General features: G+C 38.8%; 18 protein-coding genes. 11 read left to right on the top strand and 7 right to left on the bottom strand.

Translation table 11 applies throughout. The features are described 5' to 3' along the window. Positions 1–24: 24 nt before the first annotated feature. Positions 25–1,575, bottom strand: a complete 1,551-nt coding sequence (gene dnaG / locus MSBRM_RS00210; protein WP_048116324.1) for a DNA primase DnaG — start codon at positions 1,573–1,575, stop codon at positions 25–27. 1,490 nt (positions 1,576–3,065) lie between these two features. Between dnaG and MSBRM_RS00205 the strand changes: the two genes are divergently transcribed. Both MSBRM_RS00205 and rtcA read left to right on the top strand, forming a co-directional pair. Further along, entirely contained in the window at positions 3,066–4,544 is a 1,479-nt protein-coding gene (locus tag MSBRM_RS00205) for an NAD(P)/FAD-dependent oxidoreductase (RefSeq protein ID WP_048154017.1), read from the top strand. Between the two features lie 114 nt (positions 4,545–4,658). Next, positions 4,659–5,654: an RNA 3'-terminal phosphate cyclase gene (rtcA, locus tag MSBRM_RS00200; protein ID WP_048154014.1), complete on the top strand. Its 996-nt coding sequence runs from the start codon at positions 4,659–4,661 to the stop codon at positions 5,652–5,654. 142 nt (positions 5,655–5,796) lie between these two features. Here rtcA and MSBRM_RS00195 read toward each other — a convergent pair whose 3' ends face one another. Then, positions 5,797–6,420 (bottom strand): RNA 2'-phosphotransferase, encoded by a 624-nt coding sequence (locus MSBRM_RS00195; RefSeq protein ID WP_048116320.1) that lies wholly within the window; start codon positions 6,418–6,420, stop codon positions 5,797–5,799. 714 nt (positions 6,421–7,134) lie between these two features. On the opposite strand from MSBRM_RS00195, the gene MSBRM_RS00185 reads away from it, so the two are divergent. From MSBRM_RS00185 to MSBRM_RS00160, 6 genes are all read left to right on the top strand, one after another. Next, positions 7,135–8,589, top strand: a complete 1,455-nt coding sequence (locus MSBRM_RS00185) for an OB-fold nucleic acid binding domain-containing protein (RefSeq protein ID WP_048116316.1) — start codon at positions 7,135–7,137, stop codon at positions 8,587–8,589. Positions 8,590–9,564: 975 nt separating this feature from the next. Beyond that, a complete protein-coding gene (locus MSBRM_RS00180; RefSeq protein WP_048116314.1) occupies positions 9,565–10,218 on the top strand; it encodes a CBS domain-containing protein in 654 nt (217 codons plus the stop codon). Between the two features lie 63 nt (positions 10,219–10,281). Next, positions 10,282–11,097 (top strand): CBS domain-containing protein, encoded by an 816-nt coding sequence (locus tag MSBRM_RS00175; RefSeq protein WP_048154011.1) that lies wholly within the window; start codon positions 10,282–10,284, stop codon positions 11,095–11,097. Between the two features lie 348 nt (positions 11,098–11,445). Beyond that, positions 11,446–12,441 (top strand): CBS domain-containing protein, encoded by a 996-nt coding sequence (locus MSBRM_RS00170; protein ID WP_048122636.1) that lies wholly within the window; start codon positions 11,446–11,448, stop codon positions 12,439–12,441. Between the two features lie 523 nt (positions 12,442–12,964). Continuing rightward, positions 12,965–13,810, top strand: coding sequence for a CBS domain-containing protein (locus MSBRM_RS00165; protein WP_011305988.1), 846 nt, complete (start codon positions 12,965–12,967; stop codon positions 13,808–13,810). Positions 13,811–13,980: 170 nt separating this feature from the next. Next, the gene (locus tag MSBRM_RS00160; RefSeq protein ID WP_176722134.1) at positions 13,981–14,757 is read left to right on the top strand and encodes a CBS domain-containing protein; all 777 of its coding nucleotides are present in this window, start codon (positions 13,981–13,983) and stop codon (positions 14,755–14,757) included. Positions 14,758–15,213: 456 nt separating this feature from the next. On the opposite strand, the gene MSBRM_RS00155 is transcribed toward MSBRM_RS00160, so the two are convergent. Beyond that, positions 15,214–16,002, bottom strand: a complete 789-nt coding sequence (locus MSBRM_RS00155; RefSeq protein WP_048154008.1) for a TIGR00266 family protein — start codon at positions 16,000–16,002, stop codon at positions 15,214–15,216. A gap of 345 nt (positions 16,003–16,347) precedes the next feature. Between MSBRM_RS00155 and MSBRM_RS00150 the strand changes: the two genes are divergently transcribed. The 3 genes from MSBRM_RS00150 to MSBRM_RS00140 all read left to right on the top strand — a co-directional run bounded on the left by MSBRM_RS00150 (position 16,348) and on the right by MSBRM_RS00140 (position 19,557). Further along, positions 16,348–17,520: an RNA ligase gene (locus tag MSBRM_RS00150; RefSeq protein WP_048116311.1), complete on the top strand. Its 1,173-nt coding sequence runs from the start codon at positions 16,348–16,350 to the stop codon at positions 17,518–17,520. A gap of 278 nt (positions 17,521–17,798) precedes the next feature. After that, entirely contained in the window at positions 17,799–18,869 is a 1,071-nt protein-coding gene (locus tag MSBRM_RS00145) for an elongation factor Tu (protein ID WP_048116310.1), read from the top strand. A gap of 70 nt (positions 18,870–18,939) precedes the next feature. Beyond that, a complete protein-coding gene (locus tag MSBRM_RS00140; protein WP_230629053.1) occupies positions 18,940–19,557 on the top strand; it encodes a gamma-glutamylcyclotransferase family protein in 618 nt (205 codons plus the stop codon). Between the two features lie 97 nt (positions 19,558–19,654). On the opposite strand, the gene MSBRM_RS00135 is transcribed toward MSBRM_RS00140, so the two are convergent. From MSBRM_RS00135 to MSBRM_RS00120, 4 genes are all read right to left on the bottom strand, one after another. Then, complete coding sequence (locus MSBRM_RS00135) at positions 19,655–20,428, bottom strand: sugar phosphate isomerase/epimerase family protein (protein WP_048116309.1); 774 nt, start codon at positions 20,426–20,428, stop codon at positions 19,655–19,657. A 444-nt stretch (positions 20,429–20,872) separates the two neighbouring features. Beyond that, the gene (locus MSBRM_RS00130; RefSeq protein WP_048116307.1) at positions 20,873–21,352 is read right to left on the bottom strand and encodes an RNA-binding domain-containing protein; all 480 of its coding nucleotides are present in this window, start codon (positions 21,350–21,352) and stop codon (positions 20,873–20,875) included. A 72-nt stretch (positions 21,353–21,424) separates the two neighbouring features. Further along, positions 21,425–21,985: a dephospho-CoA kinase gene (locus tag MSBRM_RS00125; protein ID WP_048116305.1), complete on the bottom strand. Its 561-nt coding sequence runs from the start codon at positions 21,983–21,985 to the stop codon at positions 21,425–21,427. Positions 21,986–22,777: 792 nt separating this feature from the next. Beyond that, a complete protein-coding gene (locus MSBRM_RS00120) occupies positions 22,778–24,022 on the bottom strand; it encodes an ORC1-type DNA replication protein (protein ID WP_048116303.1) in 1,245 nt (414 codons plus the stop codon). Positions 24,023–25,237 lie beyond the last annotated feature (1,215 nt).

Here is a 25,237-nt window from a genome sequence, read left to right as displayed (position 1 = left end):
AATATTAAGAGAAGTAAAGATCTCTCAAAGCATGCTTGCGGTCAAAACTTCCATATCAGCAGGAACCTTAGCTATATTTCCTATCTTTACACCTATAAGGTTCTTAATTGCATTACTTGAGGCAATATCAACTAGCCTTTGAGTAATTACGCCATCAAAAACTACGCTCTGGATGTTTTCTTTATAGGTTTTCAACCTGCTCGCAAGGTCCCGCACCGCAATCTCCTCTATGACCTTATCATGGGAGTCAAGAATTCTGGCCGTTAAAGTTCCTTTCAGAGCTTCGACATGAGGTCTGAACCTGGTGGCTTCAGGAGAAACCGTGACCGTCTTTACCGGAGCAGGAGAGACTCTGACCGCCTCACCTCCAGGAACTTTGACAGCTGCATGAACCTTTTCTACAGGCTTTTCTCTGGGAACTCTAGCGGCAACAGGAACTGTCCTTGATGAAATATGAGGTTTTGTGACGATAGATCTCGTTTTGACTTTTGCTGCAGTCGCAGGAACCATTTCCGAGACTTTCTCAGCAGTTTTTTCAGAAACCTTTTCAAAAGCTTTTATAGATTCTTTTCCTTTCGTTTTTTCCTCCGAAAATTCCTCCCCATAAAGATCTGGCTTTGAAGAGACCCTGTGAACTTTAACACGCTTATGCAGCTTCTTTTCAGTAATCCTGGGAGCAATCTCAGGTGCTCTTATCTTTCTTTTGGAGCCTCTCTCCACTCTGGCACCTTCTTCCTCCCTCTCCTGGATTCCGTATTTCTCGATGATCTGCTCTACAGGAACTTTCCGACGAAGAGCCCGTATAACTTCTTTCTGGACAAGGTCCTCTACACATTTTCCATCGGGAGCACGGGCAACATAGTCGATGTCTGCCACCTGCAGTAGCTCACGTATTATGAGCTCCCCTCCACGGTCTCCATCAGTAAACGCTGTTACTGTTTTCTTTTTAGTAAGCTCTGCAACTTCCGGAGGAATGTTTGTTCCCCCTACGCATATGGTATTCTTTATACCATAGCGGAGAAGGTTCAGAATGTCAGCTCTTCCCTCGAGAATAATGATGGCATCTGAGTTAAGTACATTAGGCCCACAGGGGATTCTGGACTTTCCGTAGTAAGTGAGTTCATCAACTCTTACGGACTGTCGGACTTCGTCGGCCAGCTCCTGGGATTCGGGAACGGTCTCATCAAACATTTTGGTAAAAATGAGTTTTGCCCTTTCAATAATCTTCTTTCGCTTTACAGCTCTTACGTCTTCTACCTGGAAAACCTCGATTTTAGCACTGCATGGCCCGACTCTGTCAATAGTCTCAAGCGACGCGGCAAGAATTGAGGTTTCGACCTTATCAAGGCTTGAGGGAACAAAGATATTTCCTTTGGTCTTTCCTCCTTTAGCCGTAACCATTACCTCGATCCTGCCAATCCTGCCAGTTTTTTGCAGGTCACGAAGATCAAGATCAGCCCCGAGTAATCCCTCAGTTTGCCCAAAAATCGCACCTACGATATCAGGACGTTCAATTACCCCATCCGCATTAATCTTAGAATGAATGATGTATTTTGTAGTATCTGTATTTTGCATGTGAATTCTCCTCATATATTGTGAATGATTTATCGTGATAGTTTTATTAAATTAAATTCACTAAGAATTTCATTTTAAACCGTTGCAATTAATTGCATTTTGGAATTAAATCCATCGAGTTTTCTGATAACATAAACTATTCTCTAGACTCCGAAAACTCGTAAAGCCCTGGACAATGCAAAAACAGTAAAAAATCAGATATTACGGATCAGGGATAAAACACCCTTGAAGGGGCAGATTTAAAAATTAACTAGAACTGTAGCCGGAAAGATAATTCCGAACCTGCCTGAGTTTACATTATACTTATGCCAGAAGACCTTATCCGGTAGAGTGCCATAAATTTACATTATCGAGTGGAAGCTCTTACCTTATGAGAACCTGTTAAAGTTCCAGACCTGAGTTAACCTAGCTTAAGGCTCTCTTAGATCTAGAGTCTCTTAACTTTCAAATGAGCAGACAATAATACCTGCGTTGTTCCTGAGACTTTCCAATATCTGCTCGAAAGCCCATTTCCTAACATAAGTTTTTATTATGACCCTGAGATAAACTTCAGCGCCAAAAGCCAAAAAAAGTGTTCGTATTTCAATTAGCCTGATAACTGAGATTTTCAAGAAATACCCTTAAAAACGGGTAATCCGGACATGAAGCCGATATGTGCCAGACGCCCTATCCCGTGGTTTATGGGCTCTGTAGTGATAAATGGTAAGCAGTAAGTGAAATGTGTATCAGGTTTAATCGAGAGCACTTTTTGACTTTTACTTCATGGGTGATAAGATATAATTCCAGTTTTATGTTGAACAGTATTTTAACCCTGAGTGATAATGTAGTAAATCTGAAGTTTTATTATATTTGCATATGGATTAGTTACATTGGATTATCTTTACGAATTTAGCAATGGTGAATAGGTGAACTTGTTAATCAATGATATGATCTGACAAAACAGTTCCCTCCCGCCTTTAAAGGAGTCTCGGCAAATGAGGAACCCTGTGCGTCATATGTTTTAAATTCATGTATTTAATGCCGGCAGGATTTAAGAACTTTGTGGTTATTTAAAGAATTTTATCAAATCAAAGTCATTTTTCATTTCTGACGTCTTGAAGATAAGAGACTTTCAAAACAACTCCAGAAGAAGTCTTTCAGAACAGGTCATAAGAAATATAGAAAATTTTAAAAAATAATAGAGTCGAAAATTTAGAAAAGTATATATAAAAAAAAAGACTTGTAAAAAATTGAACGGGCGAGACATAGAAACTTTTTTATGTACTAACCCCCCACTCCCAAACTCGCTCGTTCAGCCTCTCTGAACACTATAAGTCCTTTTCGTGCTTTTTTCTGACTATTCCAAGTAGATTTTCAAGTAATTTGTCTTTCAAAAAATATCTGATCAAATAGCCTTGATAAATCGCTCTGAGAATTCCCTACTCGTTAACCTGAAAGCTTTTCGAACACTTAAATAGTTATAATAGGCGTAAAACACAATTACTGAGAGTATGGGAAGCGATTTTGACACAAAAAGCGCTGTAGATGAAATCCAGAAAACAGCCAAAGCTGATGAAAAATTTCAGGGAACAGTATCCACACAGAACCTCGAAAAAAAAGATCCCATAAAAGTAGTCATTATAGGAGGGGGGGCCTGTGGCATGGCCGTTGCTACCAAAATTCGAAGACAAAGCGATTTTGAGATTACTGTAATTTCAAGAGATTCCCATACCGCTTACAGCCACTGCGGAATCCCTTTTGTTCTGGGACGGGAAATTGAGAGCTTTGAAAAATTAATAGTGAAACCCAGAGATTTTTTCAAAAGAAATCGAATAGATGTCAAGCTAAACGAATATGTCAGCTCAATAGACCTGGATTTAAAAGTTGTTCGGACAGGAGAAGAGACTTATCCTTTTGACAAACTCGTTATCGCCACAGGTAGCCTTCCCTTTATACCTTTTACAGGCAACACAAATGTTCTCCCTTATGGTATTTTTACTCTGAGGAATCTTGATGATGGAGTGCTTTTTGAAAAAGCCCTGGAAACTGTTGAGAGAGTTTGCATAATAGGCGCAGGAACAATAGGAATAGAGTGCGCAGCAGCACTTTCAAAAAGGGGAATTAAAACCTTCCTCATAAACCGGAGTAAAAACCTGCTTTCCAAACAACTGGACCCTGACATTTCCGAAATCATAAGAGAACATCTTGAAAGTCTTGGGATTGAGGTCATCTCCGGAAAACTTGCTGCTTATCCTGAAAATTTCTGGAAAGAAAAAACACTATATGTATGGGATAGGCAGCTTCCTGCAGATCTTATACTTCTTGCAAGTGGAGTTAGACCTGAGGTATCCCTTGCTCTGGAGGCCGGTATCAAAATTGGGAAAGCAGGAGGAATAATAGTAAATGAAATGCTCCAGGTTAAGGCAAGAGAAAAATTTCTTCCCTATGTATATGCAGGCGGGGAATGTGTGGAAATAATAGATCTTATAACAGGGGAAGCAAAATTAAGCCATCTGGGCACGACAGCCCGACATATGGCCGACATAATCGGCAATAATATCACAGGAAAATATACTCCTCTCGGGCCACTTGCCAATCCCTGGGTAGCTGTGGCAGGAGAATTACAATTTGGCGGAGTCGGCATTACCTCAAAAGAGGCTGAAAGCCATGGAATAAAGATAAACACAGGATTTTCAAGGGGACGTACAAGAGCTTCCTATTATCCGGGCCGTAAAGACCTGTACATTAAACTCCTGTTCAAAGACGATATTCTGGTGGGGGCGCAGCTTATCGGAGGAGAGGGGATAAAGGAAAGGATCGATGCCTTTTCCCTAGCAATCCGAAAAAAAGCTACTATTAGAGACCTTCTTGACCTGGAGACTTGCTATGCGCCACCGGTCTCTATGCTTGTGGATCCTCTCAGACCAGCTGTAAAAGCTGCAATCCGAAATATAAAGGAAAAGAAAGAAAAGCAAATACAAGCAAAGTAAATGGAAGCAAAGAAAATACAAGCAAAGAAAATACAAGCAAAGAAAATACAAGCAAAGAAAATGGAAAGCAGCAGGATAACATAAGACGAAATCAGGAAAATGTGTGGGAAGCAAATGTTAGAGATCGAAGGCTCTTATGGTGAAGGGGGAGGGCAGTTGGTCAGAACGGCTGTTGCTCTTTCCGCAGTTACCGGAAAAGGGATAAGGATTACTAATATCAGAAAAAATAGGCCAAGTCCAGGCCTGAAACAGCAGCATTTAAAGGCACTGGAAACTGCAGCCAGGATTTGTAAAGCTCAGATATCTGGACTTTTTCCAGGCTCTACTGAAATTTCTTTTGTTCCAGTGGAAATAAAGGGGGGTAAGTATGATATTGATATCGGGACTGCAGGAAGCATAACCCTACTCCTCCAGTGTATTATGCCTGCCCTGCCTTTTGCAAAAGAAAAAATCAAGCTCACTATAAAAGGGGGAACTGACGTGGCCTGGTCTCCAACAACAGACTACCTGCAACATATAACCTTCAGGGCTCTGGAGAAACTTGGATATTCAGGCAGCATAACTCTGAAAGAACATGGTTACTACCCGAAAGGAGGAGGAAAAGTTTCAGCTTATTTTAAACCATGCAGGCTGCGAGGATTTCATTTTATAAAAGAAGAGGAAGAAATCAATGGAATCTCTCACGCTTCGAATCTTCCGGCTCATGTACCCTTACGTCAGGCTGAAGCTGCCAATACGAGACTAATGGAAGCCGGATATCCCTCTCAAATTGAAACTCAATCCTTTGAAGCTTTTTCCACTGGAAGCGGGATAACCCTCTGGACAGGCTACATAGGTGGGAGTGCACTTGGGGAAAAAGGACTTCACGCGGAAAAAGTAGGCAAACATGCCGCAGACGAAATTATTTCTGAACTTAGATCAGGAGCCGCGGTGGACACACATTTGGCAGACCAGCTAATACCTTACATGGCTCTTGCAGGAAATAGTTCTTACACTGTCCGTGAACTCTCTCTTCATACTACGACAAATATCTGGGTTACTGAACAGTTTCTGGACGTCAAATTCAGGATAGAAAAAAAAGAAGGCCTTTTGGAAGTGTCCGTGAATTGAGAGAGAAAAGGAAATCGGGAGTAAAAGGAAATAGAAAAGGGAAGAAAAAAGGAAAGAAAAGAAACAGGAAAAGTACCACAAATAACTTGCTAGAAATTTAACAATCAGTCTTTTAAGTTATTCTTTTGAAATCAGCCCTAAATCAATCTTCAACGACAAAAAGGTATTCACGAGGTATCTTTTCCGCAAGTACGATGTCATCAGTTGCAAGTTTGAGAGAGATCCCATCCTCCTGAGCTTTAAAGGCATCGATTTGAAGGATTACAGGGCTTTCAGTATGAATAAGGGCCACTTCTACTGCCTTTTCATACGAAGTGCTGAGATGTACATATCTTTGCTTTATTGGAAAAATTCCGTTCTCCAGCAAAACATCAACTTCTTCAGGGCTTGCCCCATAATACAGATATGAAGAATCGCTTTCCCTGTAATCCAGATCAATATTGACAGAGTGCCCGTAACGTGCCCTGATTCTCGAATCGCGGATCTCATACCTTCCTTTTTCATCAGATTCTACAAGTGCGTACAGGTATTCCTTCCTCATCCAGTTGTATCGCTTTCTCATAACGTCACAGAAATCGTTGATATTAACCCAACCGAATCTGTCCATTTTAACTCCTACAGATTCTGGGAAATGCCGGAGAGTGCCAGATACAAACCTGCCAAGCTTTTCTTCCTTATTATCGTCCAGCAGGTATCTTCCAGGGCGTTTACACTGCAGACAGCTGCCTCCTCTAAAATAGCCGTGCTCAGTGCATTTTCGAATCATGGTATCACGTACATAATGAAACTTTACTATAAATAAGGTTTTGTTTTAAGTTCTATTTTGACAAAGTTGCAGAGCCAAAATTTTATGTCTCTCAGCTATCCTCTGTCCCAATTTATTTCCTGGAATTTTGCAGAACAGGAAACCTCTGAGTTCTTCAGTACGGTATTTAAGGGAACATTCAAAGAAAAATAGTGAATGTCAAGCTTTGATTTCAGGATATCTTTAGCACGAAAGCCCGCGGGAGATAGAATAGGTAAGCATAATAGATAAGCATAGGCATAATTTATTAAACGGGCATAGTTTATTAATATTGATTCCGCTTTGTTGAGAAATACTTTCATCTGGCACACGGTAATCTTTAGTAAGACGGCTTGCATATCGTAGCACAATATATAAAGTACTTCGACAGCCGCGTGTTCAAACTTAAAATCAAAAAGAATAAAAGAGACTTTAGAAGGTATGTGATTATGACCGTTCTTATCACTCATTAAAAGATGTAATTAAAAAGTTAATGTGCTCAGGTTTGTAAACGTGTAAATTTGTAATTTACTAGCCTGTAATCTACTTGTCTCTTAACAGTTTTTGAATTTTATGCCATAATGCTAAACCGAATTCAAAGCATCAACTGTCACTAATAGTCACTAACAATTATTGCCACAGAATTGAGGCAAATAATAGACACTGAAAATAGAAATCATATATTAAGGGGATAATATGACAGATATTGAATCAATCTATGAAAAACTTAGCCATGTTATCAGTAAAGAGGACTTCCTGCAACGTGTACAGGAAAAGGTCGAAAGCATGGGAGGGCTTTGCGATGAACCTATGGCTGCCATGCTGGTTGCCAACGAACTTGGATTTTCGGATGTAGGCCGGGACAGTGTAAAGATTGAAAACATTACAGCTGAGAGCGGACAAATTAACTTTGTTGCAAAGGTTGTGTCGGTTTTTGAGACCAAAGAATTTACCCGAAACGACGGGACAATAGGTAGAGTCGGAAATATAATTGTTGGAGATGAAACCGGCAAGATTCGGCTAACGCTCTGGGACAACATGGCAGACCTCATAAAAGCTGGAAAAATCATAGCAGGGCAAACCCTCCAGATCAGCGGCTATGCGAAGCAGGGATACTCAGGAGTGGAAGTCAATGTGGGAAATAATGGAGTCCTGGCCGAGAGTGAAGAAGAAATCGATGTAGCTGCCAACAATCAGAAAATAAAGGATATAAAAGACGGCATGGGAGACCTGAATTTGACAGGAAAAGTCCTGGAAATTTCAGATGTAAGGACCTTCCAGCGAAAAGACGGTACCAGCGGAAAAGTAGGAAACCTTCTTCTTGGAGACAGTACAGGCACAGTCAGAGTGACCCTCTGGGACGATAGGACCGAGTTTCTGAACCAGATAGAATACGGAGACACTGTGGAGCTGGTCAATGCTTATGCGCGGGAGAATGCCTTTACCCAGAAAGTTGAGTTGCAGGTGGGAAACCGAAGTATAATAAAGAAGAGTGAGAAAAAAGTCGAGTACGAAGAGAAATTCACCCCAATTGAGGATATAAAGGCTGATATGAACAATATTAACGTTTCCGGTAGAATACTCGATATAGGGGAAATCCGGACTTTTGAGAAAAAAGACGGGTCTACCGGAAGAGTCGGAAATCTTCTTCTTGGCGATTCCACTGGAAAAATCAGGCTGACTCTATGGGATGAAAAAACAAGCTTTCTGGATGAAGTCGATTTTGACGAGACTATAGAAGTACTTCATGCTTATTCTCGGGAAAATGCCTTCAACCAGCAGGTGGAACTCAATCTCGGAAACCGGGGAATAATCCAGAAGAGTGAAAAGGAAATTGAATACAGAGAAAAGTTTACGGACATCGCTGATATTATCCCTGGAGAAAGCTATTCGGTCCAGGGTAAGGTTTCCGAAATAGGAGAACTCCGAGAGTTTGAAAGAGAGGATGGAACCGAGAACGTGGTTGCAAATCTCCAGTTAAAAGACGAAACCGGCAGCATAAGGCTAACTCTCTGGGGAGAGCAGGCTTATGTGATCGAAGATCTTGATATTGACTCTGAAATCCAGATCATTAATGCATATGCGAAGTATGGCTTGAATGAAGAAATCGAACTGAGTATCGGGAATCGAAGCAGAGTAATTATGCTTTAATCACTCTCCCTTTTTCGGTTTCTGATTTGGCTTTTGCTTCTGATTTCCTCCTTAAACCATGCTTTGCAAGGTAAAAGCTTATGAAGTGCGTTCCAGTGGAAATAAAGGGGTCTGAAAAATTTCCTGTGAGAGAAATAGAAAGCATTACAAATATAATTTAGATTTTTTTAAACTGTATAAGTCTGTTTTCTAAAGTATACTGCTTTTCTGCACTTCTTTCTAATACTTATTTCAGACGATTGAACCTTTTTCATTCTCAGCAAAAATTTCCAGTGGAAATAGAGGGGTCCTGAAAAATTTCCTTCGTGATTTTCGTAAGTTTTTTACCATGAGCTATACCATAAACAAGCTAACTGGAGATTTAAAGTGAATGCGATTGACTTCATGCAAGTTTATGTTCTCTACAAAAAAAGTAAATGCCGTTATTATTATGTACCATTGAATCATATATATAAGCTGTAAAAAAGTCATATAAGCTATAAAAAAAGTCCGAAAATTATGGGGAAAACATCTTAGAGGAAGCGGACAAAAAATAAATCCGGGACAACGGGCCTTACCGGAATGTTAGCTTTAAAAAGTTAACGATTGCGAGGCCTAAACTGGAGGGAAAACTAAAGCAATCTTAAACGTTTTTCCACAGGAAACTTGATACCTGAAAAACTTTTTCGAAATTTTAGTATAAGCTATATTTTAAATAACACATTATGGATTATATATTGTAGACAATCTGAAATTATTTGAAATTATCTGAAATTATCTGAAATTATCTGAAATTATTTGAAATTATTTGAAATTATCTGAAATTATTTGAAATTATCTGAAATTATCTGAAATTATCTGAAATTATCTGAAATTATCTGAAATTATCTGAAATTATCTGAAATTATTTGAAATTATTTGAAATTATTTGAAATTATCCATAAATATTATATTGTGAATTGCCGACTTACGGAATGAAAGGGGGAACGGCAGTAGATGGCAGATGGACCGGGAAGGGACACCGATGCTGAGAAAGCTATAGGTACTGGTATTCACAGCAGAGAGATTGAAAGAGAAGTCTCAGTTGCTGAAGTCATGAATAAAGCAGTCATAATAATGGACATTAATTCAGATATTCCTGCCATTGCAAGGGAAATGGTCAGCCGCGATGCAGGAAGCGTCATTATTACAGAAAATGACAAAGCCATGGGAATTATAACTGAAAGGGACTTTGTAAAGGGTATTATTACAGAAGATAAAAAACCAGGTGAGGTAAAGGCAAGCGAAATCCTATCAACCCCCTTAATAACCGTAGAACCTGAAACAAGTATAGTAGAAGCTTCCGAGATCATGTTAAAGGCGAATATTAAAAGGCTGCCTGTCCTGGAAAACGGTAGAATAGTAGGAGTGATTTCGAACACTGACATCCTGATAGTAACGCCCGGACTTAATACTATCCTTAAAGAACTTATTGACATGAACAGAGAGGTTCTCCTTTCCACCCCATCAATCGAAGAGGTTTCAGAGGGAGAAGATTTGCAAACTGGGATGTGCGAATCCTGTAATATCTTTTCATATGATCTTAGACTTGTGGACGGAAGATACCTTTGCGGAAACTGCCGGCAAGAAGAAGGCGAGGACTACGAGTAACTTACGGTCTTTAGATATCGATTTTGAAATTCTTTTTTTAAAGAGAGTATAAGGAGGCAGACAATGAACGTTAGCGAGATTATGACAGATGAACCTGTAAGTATCAAAGAGGGAGAATTTGTGACTCGCGCCCGTCAGCTGATGCGCGATTACCTTCTTCGAAGCCTTGTCGTTGTTGACGAAGAAAACAGGCTTGTGGGAATGCTGAGTGACCAGGATATCTTGAGGATTACCTCTACACGCTCGAATGTCACAGTAGGCGGGTATGCAAGCCAGTCCCCTACAGTCACTCCAGACATGAATATTATAAAGGCCGCAAAACTGATGGTGCAGTCGAAGCAGAACAGAGTTCCCGTTGTTAAATCAACTACGGACCGTACAGTTGTTGGAGTCCTGAGTAATGTGGATATTCTCAGAAATGTTGAAGTTCCAAAAAATATTCCTAAAACATTGCATGCCGTGATGACGAAAAAAGTCAAAACGTGTTCACAAGAGGACAAAGTTAGCGTAGTCTGGGCGCGTATGCTCGAGACCGATTATACAGGTATTCCTGTAGTTTCAAAGAAAGGCGAACCCATTGGAATGATAACTCGCAGGGACATAATCAAATCAGGTGCTGTGCGCACTGAAGTGGAAGACGAGAGACGAACAAGGCCTAATGAAAGCCCAAAAGTTGAGAAGATAATGTCAACCCCTACGTATACACTTTCAGAAAAGGATTCTATTCAGAAAGCAATTGAGATGATTATTCGTCAGGATATCGGAAGAGTTACCATTGTAAATGAAAAAGACAGAGTATCTGGAATCGTTGATAGACAGGACCTTCTGGGATCTATTGTCAATGTATGGCCTGAAAAACCCTCAGAAAATCGCCTTTGAAAGAACATATAATGAAAGTATCCGGTGAAAGGTTAACAACTAATCACAGAATTAAAAGAGAATTAAAAGAGAATTAAAAGAGAATTAATGCAACGCAGAAAGCAGCATTAAATTTTCACACAAAAAGATTATAACATCAAAGATCATCATTAATAATAATTATAAATATAGGATAAAGTAAACCTTTTGGAAAAATTCGGGAGAAATTGCTTTCAGGTTTTATTTTTTCCGGGAGCAAATCTGGGTCTGTTGAGGAATGAACTACAGACTCCAAGAAAAGTTTCTGCAAGAAAGCAGGAAAAGAAGAAATGGAATACGAAAAAAGCAATTAACTGCAACTCGAATTCGGTGATCCTATTGAACAGAAATACGACATTTTCGTCCGTCGATAAGATGAAAGTTCAGCCAGGTGTAAGCAAATCCAAGAAAGCACAGCAGAAAGACCCTCACACGATTAGCAGCATGGGTACTATGCGAATAGGTCCTGAGTTTAAATCCCGCATTTCAGAACATGAGGGAAAAATCCTGGCCCTGGCAACAAGGAATGTATTAACCCTCCCTCCAACCGCAACAATAATGGACGCAATCAAGATTATGACTGAAAAGAGGTTCAGGCGTATTCCTATTACAAACGCCGGAACACGGAGGTTGGAAGGGGTAGTTACTTCCGTAGATATTATTGATTTTCTTGGGGGCGGAAGAAAGAATCTGCTCGTTGAAAACCGCTTCAAAGGTAACCTTCTAGCTGCGATCAACGAAGAAGTACGGCAAATCATGGAAACTGACATTCCCTATCTATCTGACCAGGCTGACTTTAAAGACGCTGTTTCAACAATGATTGAAAGAAGAACAGGTGGTCTGCCAATCGTGAACAGTGACATGCAGGTCGTCGCAATCTTTACCGAAAGGAATGCACTTGAACTGATGGGTGGACTTGTGACAAACAGAACTGTTGATGAATATATGACCGAGAACGTCAAGATGATATCAACTGATACACCCATTGGACAGGCAGCAAAAGTAATGGTAGATAACAGGCTCCGAAGGCTTCCTGTAGTTAAGGATGGCATCTTCGCAGGAATTATCACGTCCTCTGATATTATCCATTTCCTTGGAAATGGAGAAGCTTTCAGTAAGCTAACAACAGGAAACATTCACGAGGCTCTAGACCAGCCTGTAGGTTCTATTGTCTCAAGAGAGCTGATATGGACTGGTCCAGGTACAGACCTGGGAAAAGCAATGGAAATAATGCTTGAGAAAAAGATAGGTTCACTTCCGGTCCTGGATAACGGGCTGCTCCGCGGTATTATTACTGAAAGGGATCTTCTGAGATCTCTTAAATGAACTTGAGAACATAATCAATTGATTAGGTGATTCCAATTGATTAAACCTGGTCCAGGCTGTCCAGGCAGTTCAAGCTGGTTCAAACTATTACTGGTTCAAACTGTTACGGAACTTAACTAAGTTTAGCGAAAATTAAAATTAAACTGAGCATTAAGTCGATTGAGCCCGAAAAACCTTCGGATTTAAGTTTTAAGGAGATTAAGTTTTAAGGAGATTAAGTTTTAAGGAGATTAAGTTTTAAGGAGATTAAGCTTCCAAGAGATTTGGAGAAAAGGAAAATTCTCTAGCTGGATAGATAGAAAAGTAAGCTGTACATTGAGTACTTAGAATTTGAAGTGTAGCTCATTTTAAAGTAAGAACTTTATAAAATAAGAACCTATTAAAATAACTCTCGCTTCAACAAGAGGTACTGGTTACTTCCTTAAAAGTTGACCGAGTATAGCTAAAAATTGTAACTTTTGCTTCCGATTCAAAAAGTATAATTATTGACACTTATATATTGTAAAAGTGAAGGAGGTACTTCATGAATGTAGCGGACATCATGAGTTCACCTGTGTACGTCGTAAACACAGAAGAACCCGTGTCACGTGCGAGAAAACTGATGTTAAGGCATAAAATCAGTACGTTGCTTGTTCTCAATGAGGACAAGATAGTGGGAATCGTTACAAAATCAGACATCACTAACCGTCTGGCTCAGGCTGAACCTCTCTGGAGGAGAAGACCGATAGATCAGATCCCTATCAAATTATTGATGACTGAGTCGGTTATTAGCATCTATCCTGAAGCCTCTATTTCCCAGGCAGCTGCCTTAATGCTTGAGAACGGAGTGCATACTATTCCGGTGGTAAAGAACGATATTGTAGGTATTATCACCAGGACAGATCTTGTGCGCTATGTTGCGGAAAATAAAGAGGATATGAAAACAAAAATCTCTAAATTAATGACTGAGGATATTATTTCTGTTCACAGGCATCATACTATCAACCATGTGATTGACGAAATGAACAGGAATAACATTGAAAGAGTGATCGTTAAAGACGATGCAGGAAAGCCTGTAGGGATTATTTCCAGCAGAAGTCTCGCCTTAAATCTCTTAACTGATTTTCAAGGCGAACTTTCCATGAAAAATATCAAGATGACCAGGAAATCCTCTCCTGGAGGCCAGAAGACCTATAGATACGTAAAAGAGTTACCCTTGACCGCAGAAGATATCATGATATCTCCAATAAATTCCATTGACGTAAATGAGGATGTTAGTGCAGCCGCCAAAAAGATGATGGAAGATGGAGTGACTGCATTACCCGTCAGTGATGGAGAAGATATAGTGGGTATACTAAGCAGAACCGATATCATGAAAGCCATCCTCTGAAACACCGCAGTGGAGGTATGTACTGCGAAAAAAACAATAAACTGCGATAGATAAATCATCCAAAGTAAGAAAAGGATACGGAATTAAACCGTAGGAAACGGATGAAGAAAACACGCGAAGAATTGCGAAAAATATAATTGAAAATTCTGGATACGCATGAGGTGAATTGCATGCAAGCTAAAGACATAATGGTACAGCCATACAGGATTGATAAGTCAGACACTATATCTCACGCTCTGGATCTAATGGAAAAGAAAAACACAAAACGTCTGCTGGTAGTTCACGACGACCAGATAATCGGTGTACTTACAATGAGAAGTCTGACAGAGCAGCTAGGGACTCGTAAGAAACTGAGTAAACCTGCATCCTCTCTGCATGTTGCAACAGCCGTATCCGACAATTTTGTAAAGGTTCTGCCTGATACCGATACCAAGGATGTTCTTACCCTGATGAAAAAGACTGGTGGCGTAATTATTGTCACTGATAATGGAAAAGCTCTGGGCTGGGTGACACCCCAAGAATTCATGGAACTAAACCACTTCACAGGCTTTGCCGGGGAAGTAATGGAAAAAAGTCCTGTAGTTATCAGTTCATCTGAGAGGGTTAGCCACGCTAGGAGACTTATCCTTGACAAAGATGTAGGAAGGCTGCCAGTAATTGAAAACGGAAAACTTGTAGGCATTATTGCTGAAGACGATATTGCCTTTGCCATGCGTTCTTTCAGAGATCTGGTGGCTGATAATCAGCAGGATTCAAGGATCAAGAACCTATTGGTAGGGGATATTATGACCCGTAGTGTGATTAGTGTCTATACCAATACTCCGCTTGAAGAAGCTGTTAGGACAATGCTAGAACACGATGTAGGAGGTGTTCCAGTCCTTAGCTTGGATGATGAACTTGCTGGTTTCCTGGCCCGCAGAAATGTAATAAATACACTTGAGAAATAAGCTCAAAACCAGAGAAAGAGAGCCAGAAAAAACTTAAGTGAAATCCTGAAAGCCAGTAATTAAAAAAAGGCCTGCTTTCTTAAAAACAGGCCTTTTTGAACTTTACAATTTCCTTTGAACTTTACAATTTCTTTTGAACTTTACAATTTCTTTTGGATTTTACAATTTCTTTTGGATTTTACAATTTCTTTTGGATTTTACAATTTCTTTTGAATTTTACAATTTCTTTTGAATTTTACAATTTCTTTTGGATTTTACAATTTCTTTTGGATTTTACAATTTCTTTTGAATTTCTACCCTTTCCCTTGGACTTATTTCTTGCTTTAAAACAAATTCTACTTTAATCCCATTTAAGAAGGGGTTCTATTTTACAATGCATTCCTCTTTAAGACGAACTCGATTTAAAAACCAATTACCTTTTTAGAATATTTTTTTGTTTAGAACAATTTCCCATTTTTAGAATGATCTATCTCCACCAATGAGGCCCCCCAGGATACCAGTCCCAGCAACGCCATTTTGTTCTTCCCGGTTACCAAAGGCAGAGGCTGCAAAGATTCTGTCAGCAAGGCGGGAGAAAGGCAGACTCTGCATGTACACCGTGCCAGGGCCTGTAAGAGTTGCAAGAACAACTCCTTCACCACCGAAAAGGGCGTTTTTAAAGTTTTTTGACCAAGTTATATCATAGGTTACGGTTTCAGTGAAAGCTGCCACACAGCCTGTATCGACACGATAAGTCTCACCAACTGCTAGATCTTTTCTTATAACTGTGCCCCCTATATGGAGAAAGGCCAGACCATCACCCTTCAATCTCTGCAGGATAAAACCTTCGCCACTGAAAAAGCCTACTCCAAGCTTGCGGGTGAAAGCTACTTCTATTTCTACTCCGCGAGCAGCACAGAGAAATGAGTCTTTCTGACAGAGGAGACCGCCTCCGAACTTTGTGAGATCAAGGGGAATAATCTTTCCTGGATAAGGAGCCGCAAAAGCTACATGCCCTTTTCCGGAACCTTTTTGAACAAAGCTTGTAATGAAGAAACTTTCTCCTGTCAAGGCCCTTTTAAGTCCTTTTTTGAGACCTCCGAAAAGCCCACTACCTTCATTACCCATACTGGTCTGCATCTGAATTCCGGGCCCCATATAAGCCATAGCCCCGGCTTCTGCTTGAACGGCTTCTTCAGGATCAAGCTCAATTTCAACTATCTGCATATCGTTGCCGATAATCTCATAGTCAATCTCATCTGCCATATTATACTCTCCAATCTTTTTGCAAATTAGATGTAACAGATTATAAGCCAAATACTTAAAAACATTTTCAATGCACTGAGACATTTCCCAATTTGTTTCTCAAGAAATCGGTAAAAACAGGTTATGTACTGATACACACACCTGAGAATCGCACCAGATACCCACACCAGAGAATTATACCAGATATCTACACCTGAGAATTATACCAGATATCTACACCTGAGAATTATACCAGATATCTACACCTGAGAATTATACCTAAAACCAGATACTCTGAAAATGTGTCATTCGAAGACATGCCTGAGAACGATAACTTATTTCAGGCTTGAAAACAGATAAATAAACATGAGTAGAGAGGGGAACGAGGAAATAGATCCTCAATTTATAGCTAGGCTTGCCAGTTTCCTGGGGTTTGATAAGGAAAGGGTTCAGCACCTTTTTGAGAAGAACTATCTTGCCCAGAATTGGGGAAAATATGAATATCTATTCCGCTTCGATAAGGAGATCTCCCATATCGAAAGGGGAACCGTGCTTTATGAGAAAGACGGTTCTTTCGAAATCATTATGGGTTTCCCAAAAATCCGGAGAGCCATGGTACTGGATCCCACGATTAAAAAGCACTTTAGCGGCCTTGAAAAAGTGGCCGTGGAAGAAAAAATGAATGGGTATAATGTCCGCATAGCGATTGCAAAAGACGAAATCATTGCAATTACCCGGAGTGGATATATCTGCCCTTATACGACTCAAAAAGCAAAAGAGAAATTGAATCTGAAATTTTTTGATGATTTCCCTGGACTTGTACTTTATGGAGAAATGATAGGCCCGGACAATCCTTATGTTCCAAAAGATATCTATGGCATTGAATCGGTAGAGTTTTACATCTTTGATATTCGGGAGAAAAACAGCGGCAAGCCTATTCCAATAAACCGGAAGCAGGAAATTCTGGAAAAGTACGGCTTTTTCCAGGTAAAGTTCTTCAAAGAAATTCCTCTCGAAACTGCTGCTAAAGAAATCGGAAAAATCATCCGGGAACTTGGAGAAAAAGAACATGAAGGCGTCGTAATAAAAGATCCGGAAATGGTTCTTTCTCCATTAAAATATACCTCTTCCCAGAGTAATTGCTCGGATCTCAGGCATGCCTTTAAGTTTTACAATGAGACCGGCAGAGACTATATGCTTTCCCGGATTGTCAGAGAAGGTTTCCAAACAGTTGAATGGAAAGAAAATAAAGCCGAGTTTGAAAAACGCTGCATGCAGCTAGGGAAGAGTATACTTGGCCCTCTCAGTGAATCCATCCTAAGTGTAAAAAACGGTCAGCGTTTATATGAAGAAGCAAAGATCCGGGTAAAGGATCTAAAAACTGCAGCCGAGTTCGAAGATTATCTTAAAAGACTCGGGATAGATGCAATTTTTGAAGAGCCTCAGTTAGTAGGGGAAGAGTATCTGGTAATTATAAAAAAGATTAATAAAAGTACTAACGATAAAACTCAAGCAATCTGGCAGGGCGAAACCTGGTGATCTTTTCCTACCAGATTGTGTTTTAAGATTTGAATTTTTGAGAACTTTTGTATTTAAGAACTTTTTTAAAGTGTTTCGAAAAGAAATATATTACAGTATAATTATACCAGATGCATTATACCAGATGCATTATACCAGATATAGGTTCAGATTTATAATACCTTGTAAATTCAGAGTTATTAATAACATGCAGCTCAAGAAATTAAAAGGGATTAAAAGGGATTATAAGAAATTATAAGAAATTAAAAGGAACTACAAAGAACTAGAAGGAATCCAGTATGACAAACGTTGCAATTATCGGGACGGAAAAGAGTGGAAGAACCTCCCTTGCCGCAAACCTGGGGAAAAAAGGAACATCCTCCGACATAACTATGTATAATAACGCTAAGGAGAGCCGGAAAATGGTTTTTGTAGACTCGCACGGCTATCCCAAAGCTTTAAAATCCCTGATTACGGCACTGAATATCTCAGATATGGCAGTCCTCTGTGTCCCTCCTGACGGCCTTGATAGGAATAATCCTGCAAGTGTTCATACCGGAGAATGCATTGTTGCCCTGGATCTGCTCGGCCTTAAGCATGGAATTATTGTCCTGACAAAGTCCGACAGTACACATATGTATGCAATCGATGAGCTGAAAAAGAAAATAAAACTGATGACTGCGGGCACTTCCCTTCAGGATTGGGAATGTATTTCCCTGAATACAAACAAAGGTGCAAAAAATCCTTTTGAGGGTGTGGAAGACCTCAAAGCTAAAATTTCCGAGATCTCGGAAAAAATCGAAGCTGAACAGGCTGAGCTGAATAGTCTGCCTGTAAGAGTGTTTATAGACCATGCATTCAATGTTACTGGAAAAGGCTGCGTTGTTCTTGGAGTTGTCAAACAGGGGATTTCAAAAGACAAGGACAAGACTAAAATTTTCCCGATGGATAGAGACATTGAAATCCGATCTATCCAGAGCCACGATGTGGATATTGACAGTGCACCCACAGGCACCAGAGTAGGAATGCGTCTTAAAAACGTGCAGGCCAAAGATATAGAAAGAGGATTTATTATCTCCGATAAAGAAATCATAAGTACCGATTATGTCCTTGAATGCACCATCTCAAAATTCACGCGAGCAATTGAAACCTCAAGTGTACTTCATCTCTTTGTTGGCCTGCAGTCCGAACCTGTACGTGTTGAGAAAATCCTGGTTGATGGGCAGGAAGTAAAAGAGGTAAAGCCTGGCAGTACCTGCGTAATGGAACTTTTAGGTAACAAAAAAGTAGCTTACAGTAAAGAAGATCGTTTCCTACTGGCAAATCTTGACCTGCCTCAGCGGTTTGCAGGTTATGGCTTTATGAAATAAGTATTTTATAAATTTTTTATTAAATAATTCTTTTAAATTTTTTATTAAATAATTCTTTTAAGGGTATAATATGGAAGAGGATTCAAGAAAAAATGAAGCTACTTGTGAAGACAGAGAGAGTAAAGTAAAAGATAAGACTCTCTATGGAAATGTTTTTCACAGAAATGTCTGCTGGCAGCGTTCTTACCAGAAACCTAAAGGCGAAGAGCTTATCATGGCACTATACGGCAGTCTCAGAAACGGGCTTTACAATAGCCGTCGTTTTGATCTGCAAAACAGGTCAGAGTTTCTGGGTACAACAAAGGTAAACGGATACGCTCTTTACTCCCTAGGCCCTTATCCCGGCATCTACCCTTTGGAAAATTCCTGTGTTTTAGCTGAAGTACGCAGGTTTTCAGGAAAACAACAACTTGAAATTGCCAAATCAATTGATTATATGGAACTTTTCGGAGGATACCACAGGGAATATGTGGATCTAGAAATTGGTGAGCAGAAATTCAGGGGCTTTATCTACGTTTATGATGAGAAACCTGAATCAGAAAGAATCGAGCACGGCGACTGGGCCAGATACTTGAATGAAAAAGAGTTACAGGAAAGAGAATTACAAGAAAGAGAATTACAGGAAAGAGAATTACAGGAAAGAAAATTACAAGAAAGAGAATTACAGGAAAGAAAATTAACTGAGTGAAAAAACTGAGACAATAAAGAAAGACGAAAAATAGAAGAAAATGAAAAAATAAAGGTGTGGAAAATAGAAACCTTAAAGCTGACAGATTCTCTAAATCTTACAGATTTCTTAAAAACTCAAGGCTCTCAATTCCTTCCTCTACAGAACTCATCTCGGTAACGAAAATTCCTTTATAATCCGAAAGTTTTTCCATAACTTGCTTCCAGTCTATTATGCCTTTTCCAAGAGGTAGATGTTCATCTTTTTTACCCATGTTGTCATGGATATGCACATGAGAGATTTTTTCGTTAAAAAGTTCCAGAAAGTCGTCAATAAGCCCTACAGTGTTTGCGTGTCCTACATCGAAAGTAAAACCCACATTATGGCTTCCAATGGATTCAAGCATCTCAAGCATCTCGTCAGGATATTTTCCAAAGATTTTCGGCATGTCGGGCATATTTTCGACAGCAACAAGAATTCCAAAATCCGCAGCAAAGTCACATATTTCCTGGAGAGAAGCAAGATTGGTAAAATATGCTTTCTGTGGAACCTGCGTGCCATAAGGGGAAAGATAACCAGGATGTACTACAGCTAAATTGACATAGTTAGAGGCAAGAGTCAGGTAGTGCTCCATCTGCCTGATGACTTCTGCCCTTATTGAGTCGTTCAGACCTGCCAGATTCATATCCGAGAAGGGCAGGTGCAGAGTTAATTCAAGGTCTGTGGTTTCACTGATATTTTTCAAATTCTGAATGTTCTTGCTGTTCAGGCACTGAGAACCTTCCTGTACGATTTCCCAACCGGTATACCCATGGTCTTCAAGCGTGTAAGCCCATTTGAAAGGGTCTTCAACGACTGCACGCGAAGAATAGCTAATTCTATGCAATTGCATGATGAAAGTTCATTCCTTTTCATTTATCAATATACGTCATCTAGCGAGAACTGAGATATATTTAACTGAACGAATTTAATGAACGAATTTAATGAACGAATTTAATGAACGAATTTAATGAACGAATTTAATGAACGAATTTAATGAACGAATTTAATGAACGAATTTAATGAACGAATTTAATGAACGGTTTTAATGAACGAGTTTAATAAACGAATTGAGTGAACGAATTTAATGAACGGTTTTAATGAACAGTTTCAATAAACGAATTGAGTGAACGAATTTAATGAACGGTTTTAATGAACAGTTTCAATAAACGAATTGAGTGAACGAGTTGAGTGAACTATTTACGATCTCAGCTTTACAAAATATCAGAGACATTAACAATATACTAAAAACATATAGAGAAATAAATGTATGTTGTGTTAAATGTATTAAGGTCCTTCAATCCCTCTCCACATAATCCATTTCTACCTCAACGACAGGTTTTCCTTCTTCAGTAAGAGGCAAAAGCCATTCAAAAAGTCTTTCCATTTCTTCCTGAGAATCAACTCTGATAATGATTTCAATAGATCCAAGAGGTTCTTCCTGTGCAGGAACACTGGGAATTCCGACAAAAGCAGCCTGTTTGTTAAGCGAAAAACAAACCGAAAGCCCGTCGCTGGATAAACCTTTACTGAAAGCTTTATTGCGAACGCTATCTATAATTTCTTCCCTGCGAATAAGCTCATGCAGGGTTTGCAGAATGTCAATTCCTCCTTCCCCTGAAAGGAAAAAGGAAGGATAAAACCCTGGTTCTGATCCAGTGGTCTCAATATCTTTCTGCTCAAGTTCAATATCAGTAAAAAGGAAAGAGACTGCTTTGATAACCTTTTCCGAGTCTTCTGTAGGATATACAGCTGCTGAAACCTTAACATGTATCATAAATTTACTCCAGTAATTTAAAAAGGATTTATTCAAGAATTTTGAATTTTTTCAGAAATATACTCAAGAGAGTTACTCAATGGGGTTTTTTCCTAAGTAGTTGCTCAAAACTTCAACAACATCCTTTTTGAAAATTTCCAGAGTGGAATTATTTTCAATTTCGATATTTGCTGCCTCTATAGCTTTTCCCATTCCCCAGCCGAGTTCTCGTTCGTCCCGGTTGCGAAGCCCTTCTATACTATTCATATCATCACTTCTGCCTCGTTTCTGAACCCTGGAAAAGCGGATTTCAATAGGAGCGTAAATCGAAATCAGAATAAAACCTTCTCCGAATTCTCGCCTGAAGCATTCCACTTCGGCAATTCCGCGCACCCCATCCACAACAACAAGGCCAGAGCCAGCATCTATAATTTGGGAAATGCAGCGTACTGCGACTGCATCCATACCCTCGCATTTGCGAAGCTGTGTTGCAACCATTCCGGTGTTGGAATCATTGGGTTCAAGCCCACGCCTTGAAACTTCCTTCCGGATCACATCACCCATGTTAATAACGGGAATGTCCATTTCAGCAGCAATTCTGGCAGCTTCCGACTTTCCAGATGCTGGCATGCCTACGAACGCTATTATTTTCATCAAAAATTACCCTTTAAACTTTAATTGAATTAAAACTAATAATTTGAGACATTAGACCTGAATTATTAACTTGAATTATTGGATAGTGAATCATTGGATTCAAATTGTCTAATCACTAATCATTGGATTCGAATTATTGAATCTTAAATTATTGGATTTGAATTATTGAATCTTAAATTATTGGATTTGAATTATTAAATCATGGACTACTGGATTTAAACTATTGAATCATAGATTATCGGGTTTGAACTATTGAATTATTAGGTTTGAACTATTGAATTATTAGGTTTGAACTATTGAATTATTAGGTTTGAACTATTGAATTATTAGGTTTGAACTATTGAATTATTAGGTTTGAACAGAAACATGGATATACTGAATCTTAATTTCAAAGCTCAATAGAGTTAAAATTATAAATTAAATAGTAAGTTGAATAATCGAACCCATAAGCTAACTGTAAGACGATATAATTCTAGTCAAATCACAGGATCGTATATATTATTTCCTGAAAACTAATAATGAATGATAAAAATAAGCTGTAGCAAGGCTGGAACGCGAAAAAACTGAAAAGCTGAAAGTAAAGAAAGTCAAAAAACCTGAAGTAGTGGAAGTTAGAGAAGACTTAAAGACCTGAAGTAAGAAAGATAAAAAAGTCAGGAAAAACCTGAAAAAGTGAGAAGTTAGCATGTGGGCCAAAAAGACCAGGACGAAAAATATGAAAGTCTCATCCTTATGAAAACATGCCTTATTCCTATGAAGACACGCACCATTCCTATGAAAACATGCCTATCTTTATGAAAACATCTTGCTGAAAACTGACGCCTTGAAATCTACCAGAGGTTTGAGCCTGTAATCCTCAAGAAGTACTTTACGGGTACTTTCTACTGGAACGCTCAATGAAATTTCTTTCGTTCGACCATAACGGCCTTTACTTACAACCACTGCGTTGACTATGCCCAGCATATCAAGTTCGGACATGAGATCGGTAACCCTGCGCTGGGTAAGGATATCCACATCAATATGGTGACAGAGCTGACGATAAACATTATACATCTCGCCTGTTGTGACATTCTTACCTTCTCTGCCCCGGCTCCGCAAAAGAATGATACTATAGAGTACGAGTTTGGACTGCGTTGGAAGGGTTCTTACCACTTCGACTACGCGATCAACTTCGATTTTTTCCTGAGCGCGCCTTACGTGCTCTTCAAGAACCTGAGGCTGGTTTTCCCTTTCTGCAATTTCCCCCGAGACCCGCAGGAGGTCGAGTGCGCGCCTTGCATCGCCGTGTTCCTGAGCTGCAAAAGCAGCGCATAAGGGAATTACCATCTCACCGAGAGAGCCGTCAGTGTAAGCCATTTTTGCTCTTTGCTTCAGGATATCGCTTATCTGTTCAGCATCATAAGGAGGGAAAATCAGTTCTTCTTCACCCAGGGAACTTTTGACCCTTGGATCCAGAAATTCAGTGAATTTCAAATCATTTGAAACACCGATCATACTGACTTTGGCTCTCTGCAAGTCTGTATTGATTCTCGATAGGTTATAAAGAACATCATCACCTTTTTTGATCAGCTTATCGATTTCATCCAGAATTATGACAATGACCTGCTCTTTGGAATCGATTGCCTCCTTGAATTTCATGAAAACCTGGTCAGTAGGCCATCCGGTCATAGGAACATCTTCTTCGAAATGTCTGGCAAGATTTGCAAGAAGACGGTACTGTGTATCAATTACTTCACAATTAATATAAACAACCGAACAAAAAAGTGATTTGTCTTCACTTACCCTTTCAAGTTCTTTTCCAACATAACGGGTAACCGCTGTTTTTCCTGTCCCGGTTTTCCCATAAATAAGTACATTGGAAGGAGTCTCTCCTCGGAGTGCAGAAACCAAGATTGTTGCAAGACTGTTAATTTGCTCATTTCTGTGCAATAAAAGGTCAGGAGTGTAAGAAGGCCGAAGTACTTCTTTATTTTTGAAAATTGATTTACCGTCAAGTAATTTTTCGAATAAGCCGTCTAATGATTGAGCTTTTATCATGAAGATCCTCTATAAAAATTATAATGTTAAGCATTTAAGGAATTAAGATAATTCTAACGCAGATGATTAATACAATGCAAATCATTTCATGTCAAACTAATTGATACTAATTGATACAGTAATTTTACTAAATAAATTATGTAATAAATTGACATGGTTGGTAAACTCTGTCTACCTTTTCTTTGAATTACTTTAATTTTTATTTTTGTAATACTAATATTGATTTTTTCGTGTTTTAATTTTAAGTGTTTTAATTTTAAACGTTTTTAATTTAGTGTTTTAATTTTAAGTGTTTTAATTTTAAACGTTTTTAATTTAGTGTTTTAATTTTAAGTGTTTTAATTTTAAACGTTTTTAATTTAGTGTTTTAATTTTAAGTGTTTTAATTTTAAACGTTTTTAATTTTAAACGTTTTTAATTTAGTGTTTTAATTTTAAACGTTTTTAATTTTAAACGTTTTTAATTTAGTGTTTTAATTTTAAGCATTTTACTACTGCCTGATATCATGAAAAATTTCATAGTCTGCAGCCAACTTAATCCTCGAATCCACATCTATTGAATATTGTGTTTTTGGCTACATTTTTCGAGTTATGTTTTTTAGAGCTGTCTTTTTTAGAGTTTCTTTTTTGAGTTTCCTCTTCAAATGCTTAGACAACTATAACCACAACTACTTGACAAGCTTTAGATTGATCTTACAATAGCCGTTTAGCAAGTTTAAATAATTATTGTAATAATCATCAAGGGATTAGGGGAGTTGTAAATGGGATTCATGTAATGGACTTTGGAAAGAGGGAAAGAGAGAAAGGTTAAACTCTTAATTCCGAAGTCTTAACTCTCGATGTCTGGAATTAAAATTTATTTTAGGATTTCTGAGATTTTACTTCATTATTGTTTGTACCTTTATGAAAAACCCTATGAATCCTGATAATGAGGAGAAAGGGATAGAAGATATATCTTTCTTATAGTTAATACATGAAGCTCTCATTTTCTACTAATTACTGATAAAATGGCGGGCGAATCTTAAGTGTTAAGATACCTCGCAAGCCAGATAAAATATATATTCCGGATCTTCTTTTATCAAAATTTTGGATGAAATTGGTTTATAAGCAAGTAATTTTAAGCTATATTTGCAGTAGATCCAATGGAAGTACACCGTATTAATTGTTATGGTAAAGACCCCCATATTTCCACTGGAAAAGATTTAGACCCTAAATA

This window comes from Methanosarcina barkeri MS (genome assembly GCF_000970025.1).
Lineage (GTDB): Archaea > Halobacteriota > Methanosarcinia > Methanosarcinales > Methanosarcinaceae > Methanosarcina > Methanosarcina barkeri.
This window is presented reverse-complemented; position numbering and strand designations above follow the sequence as displayed.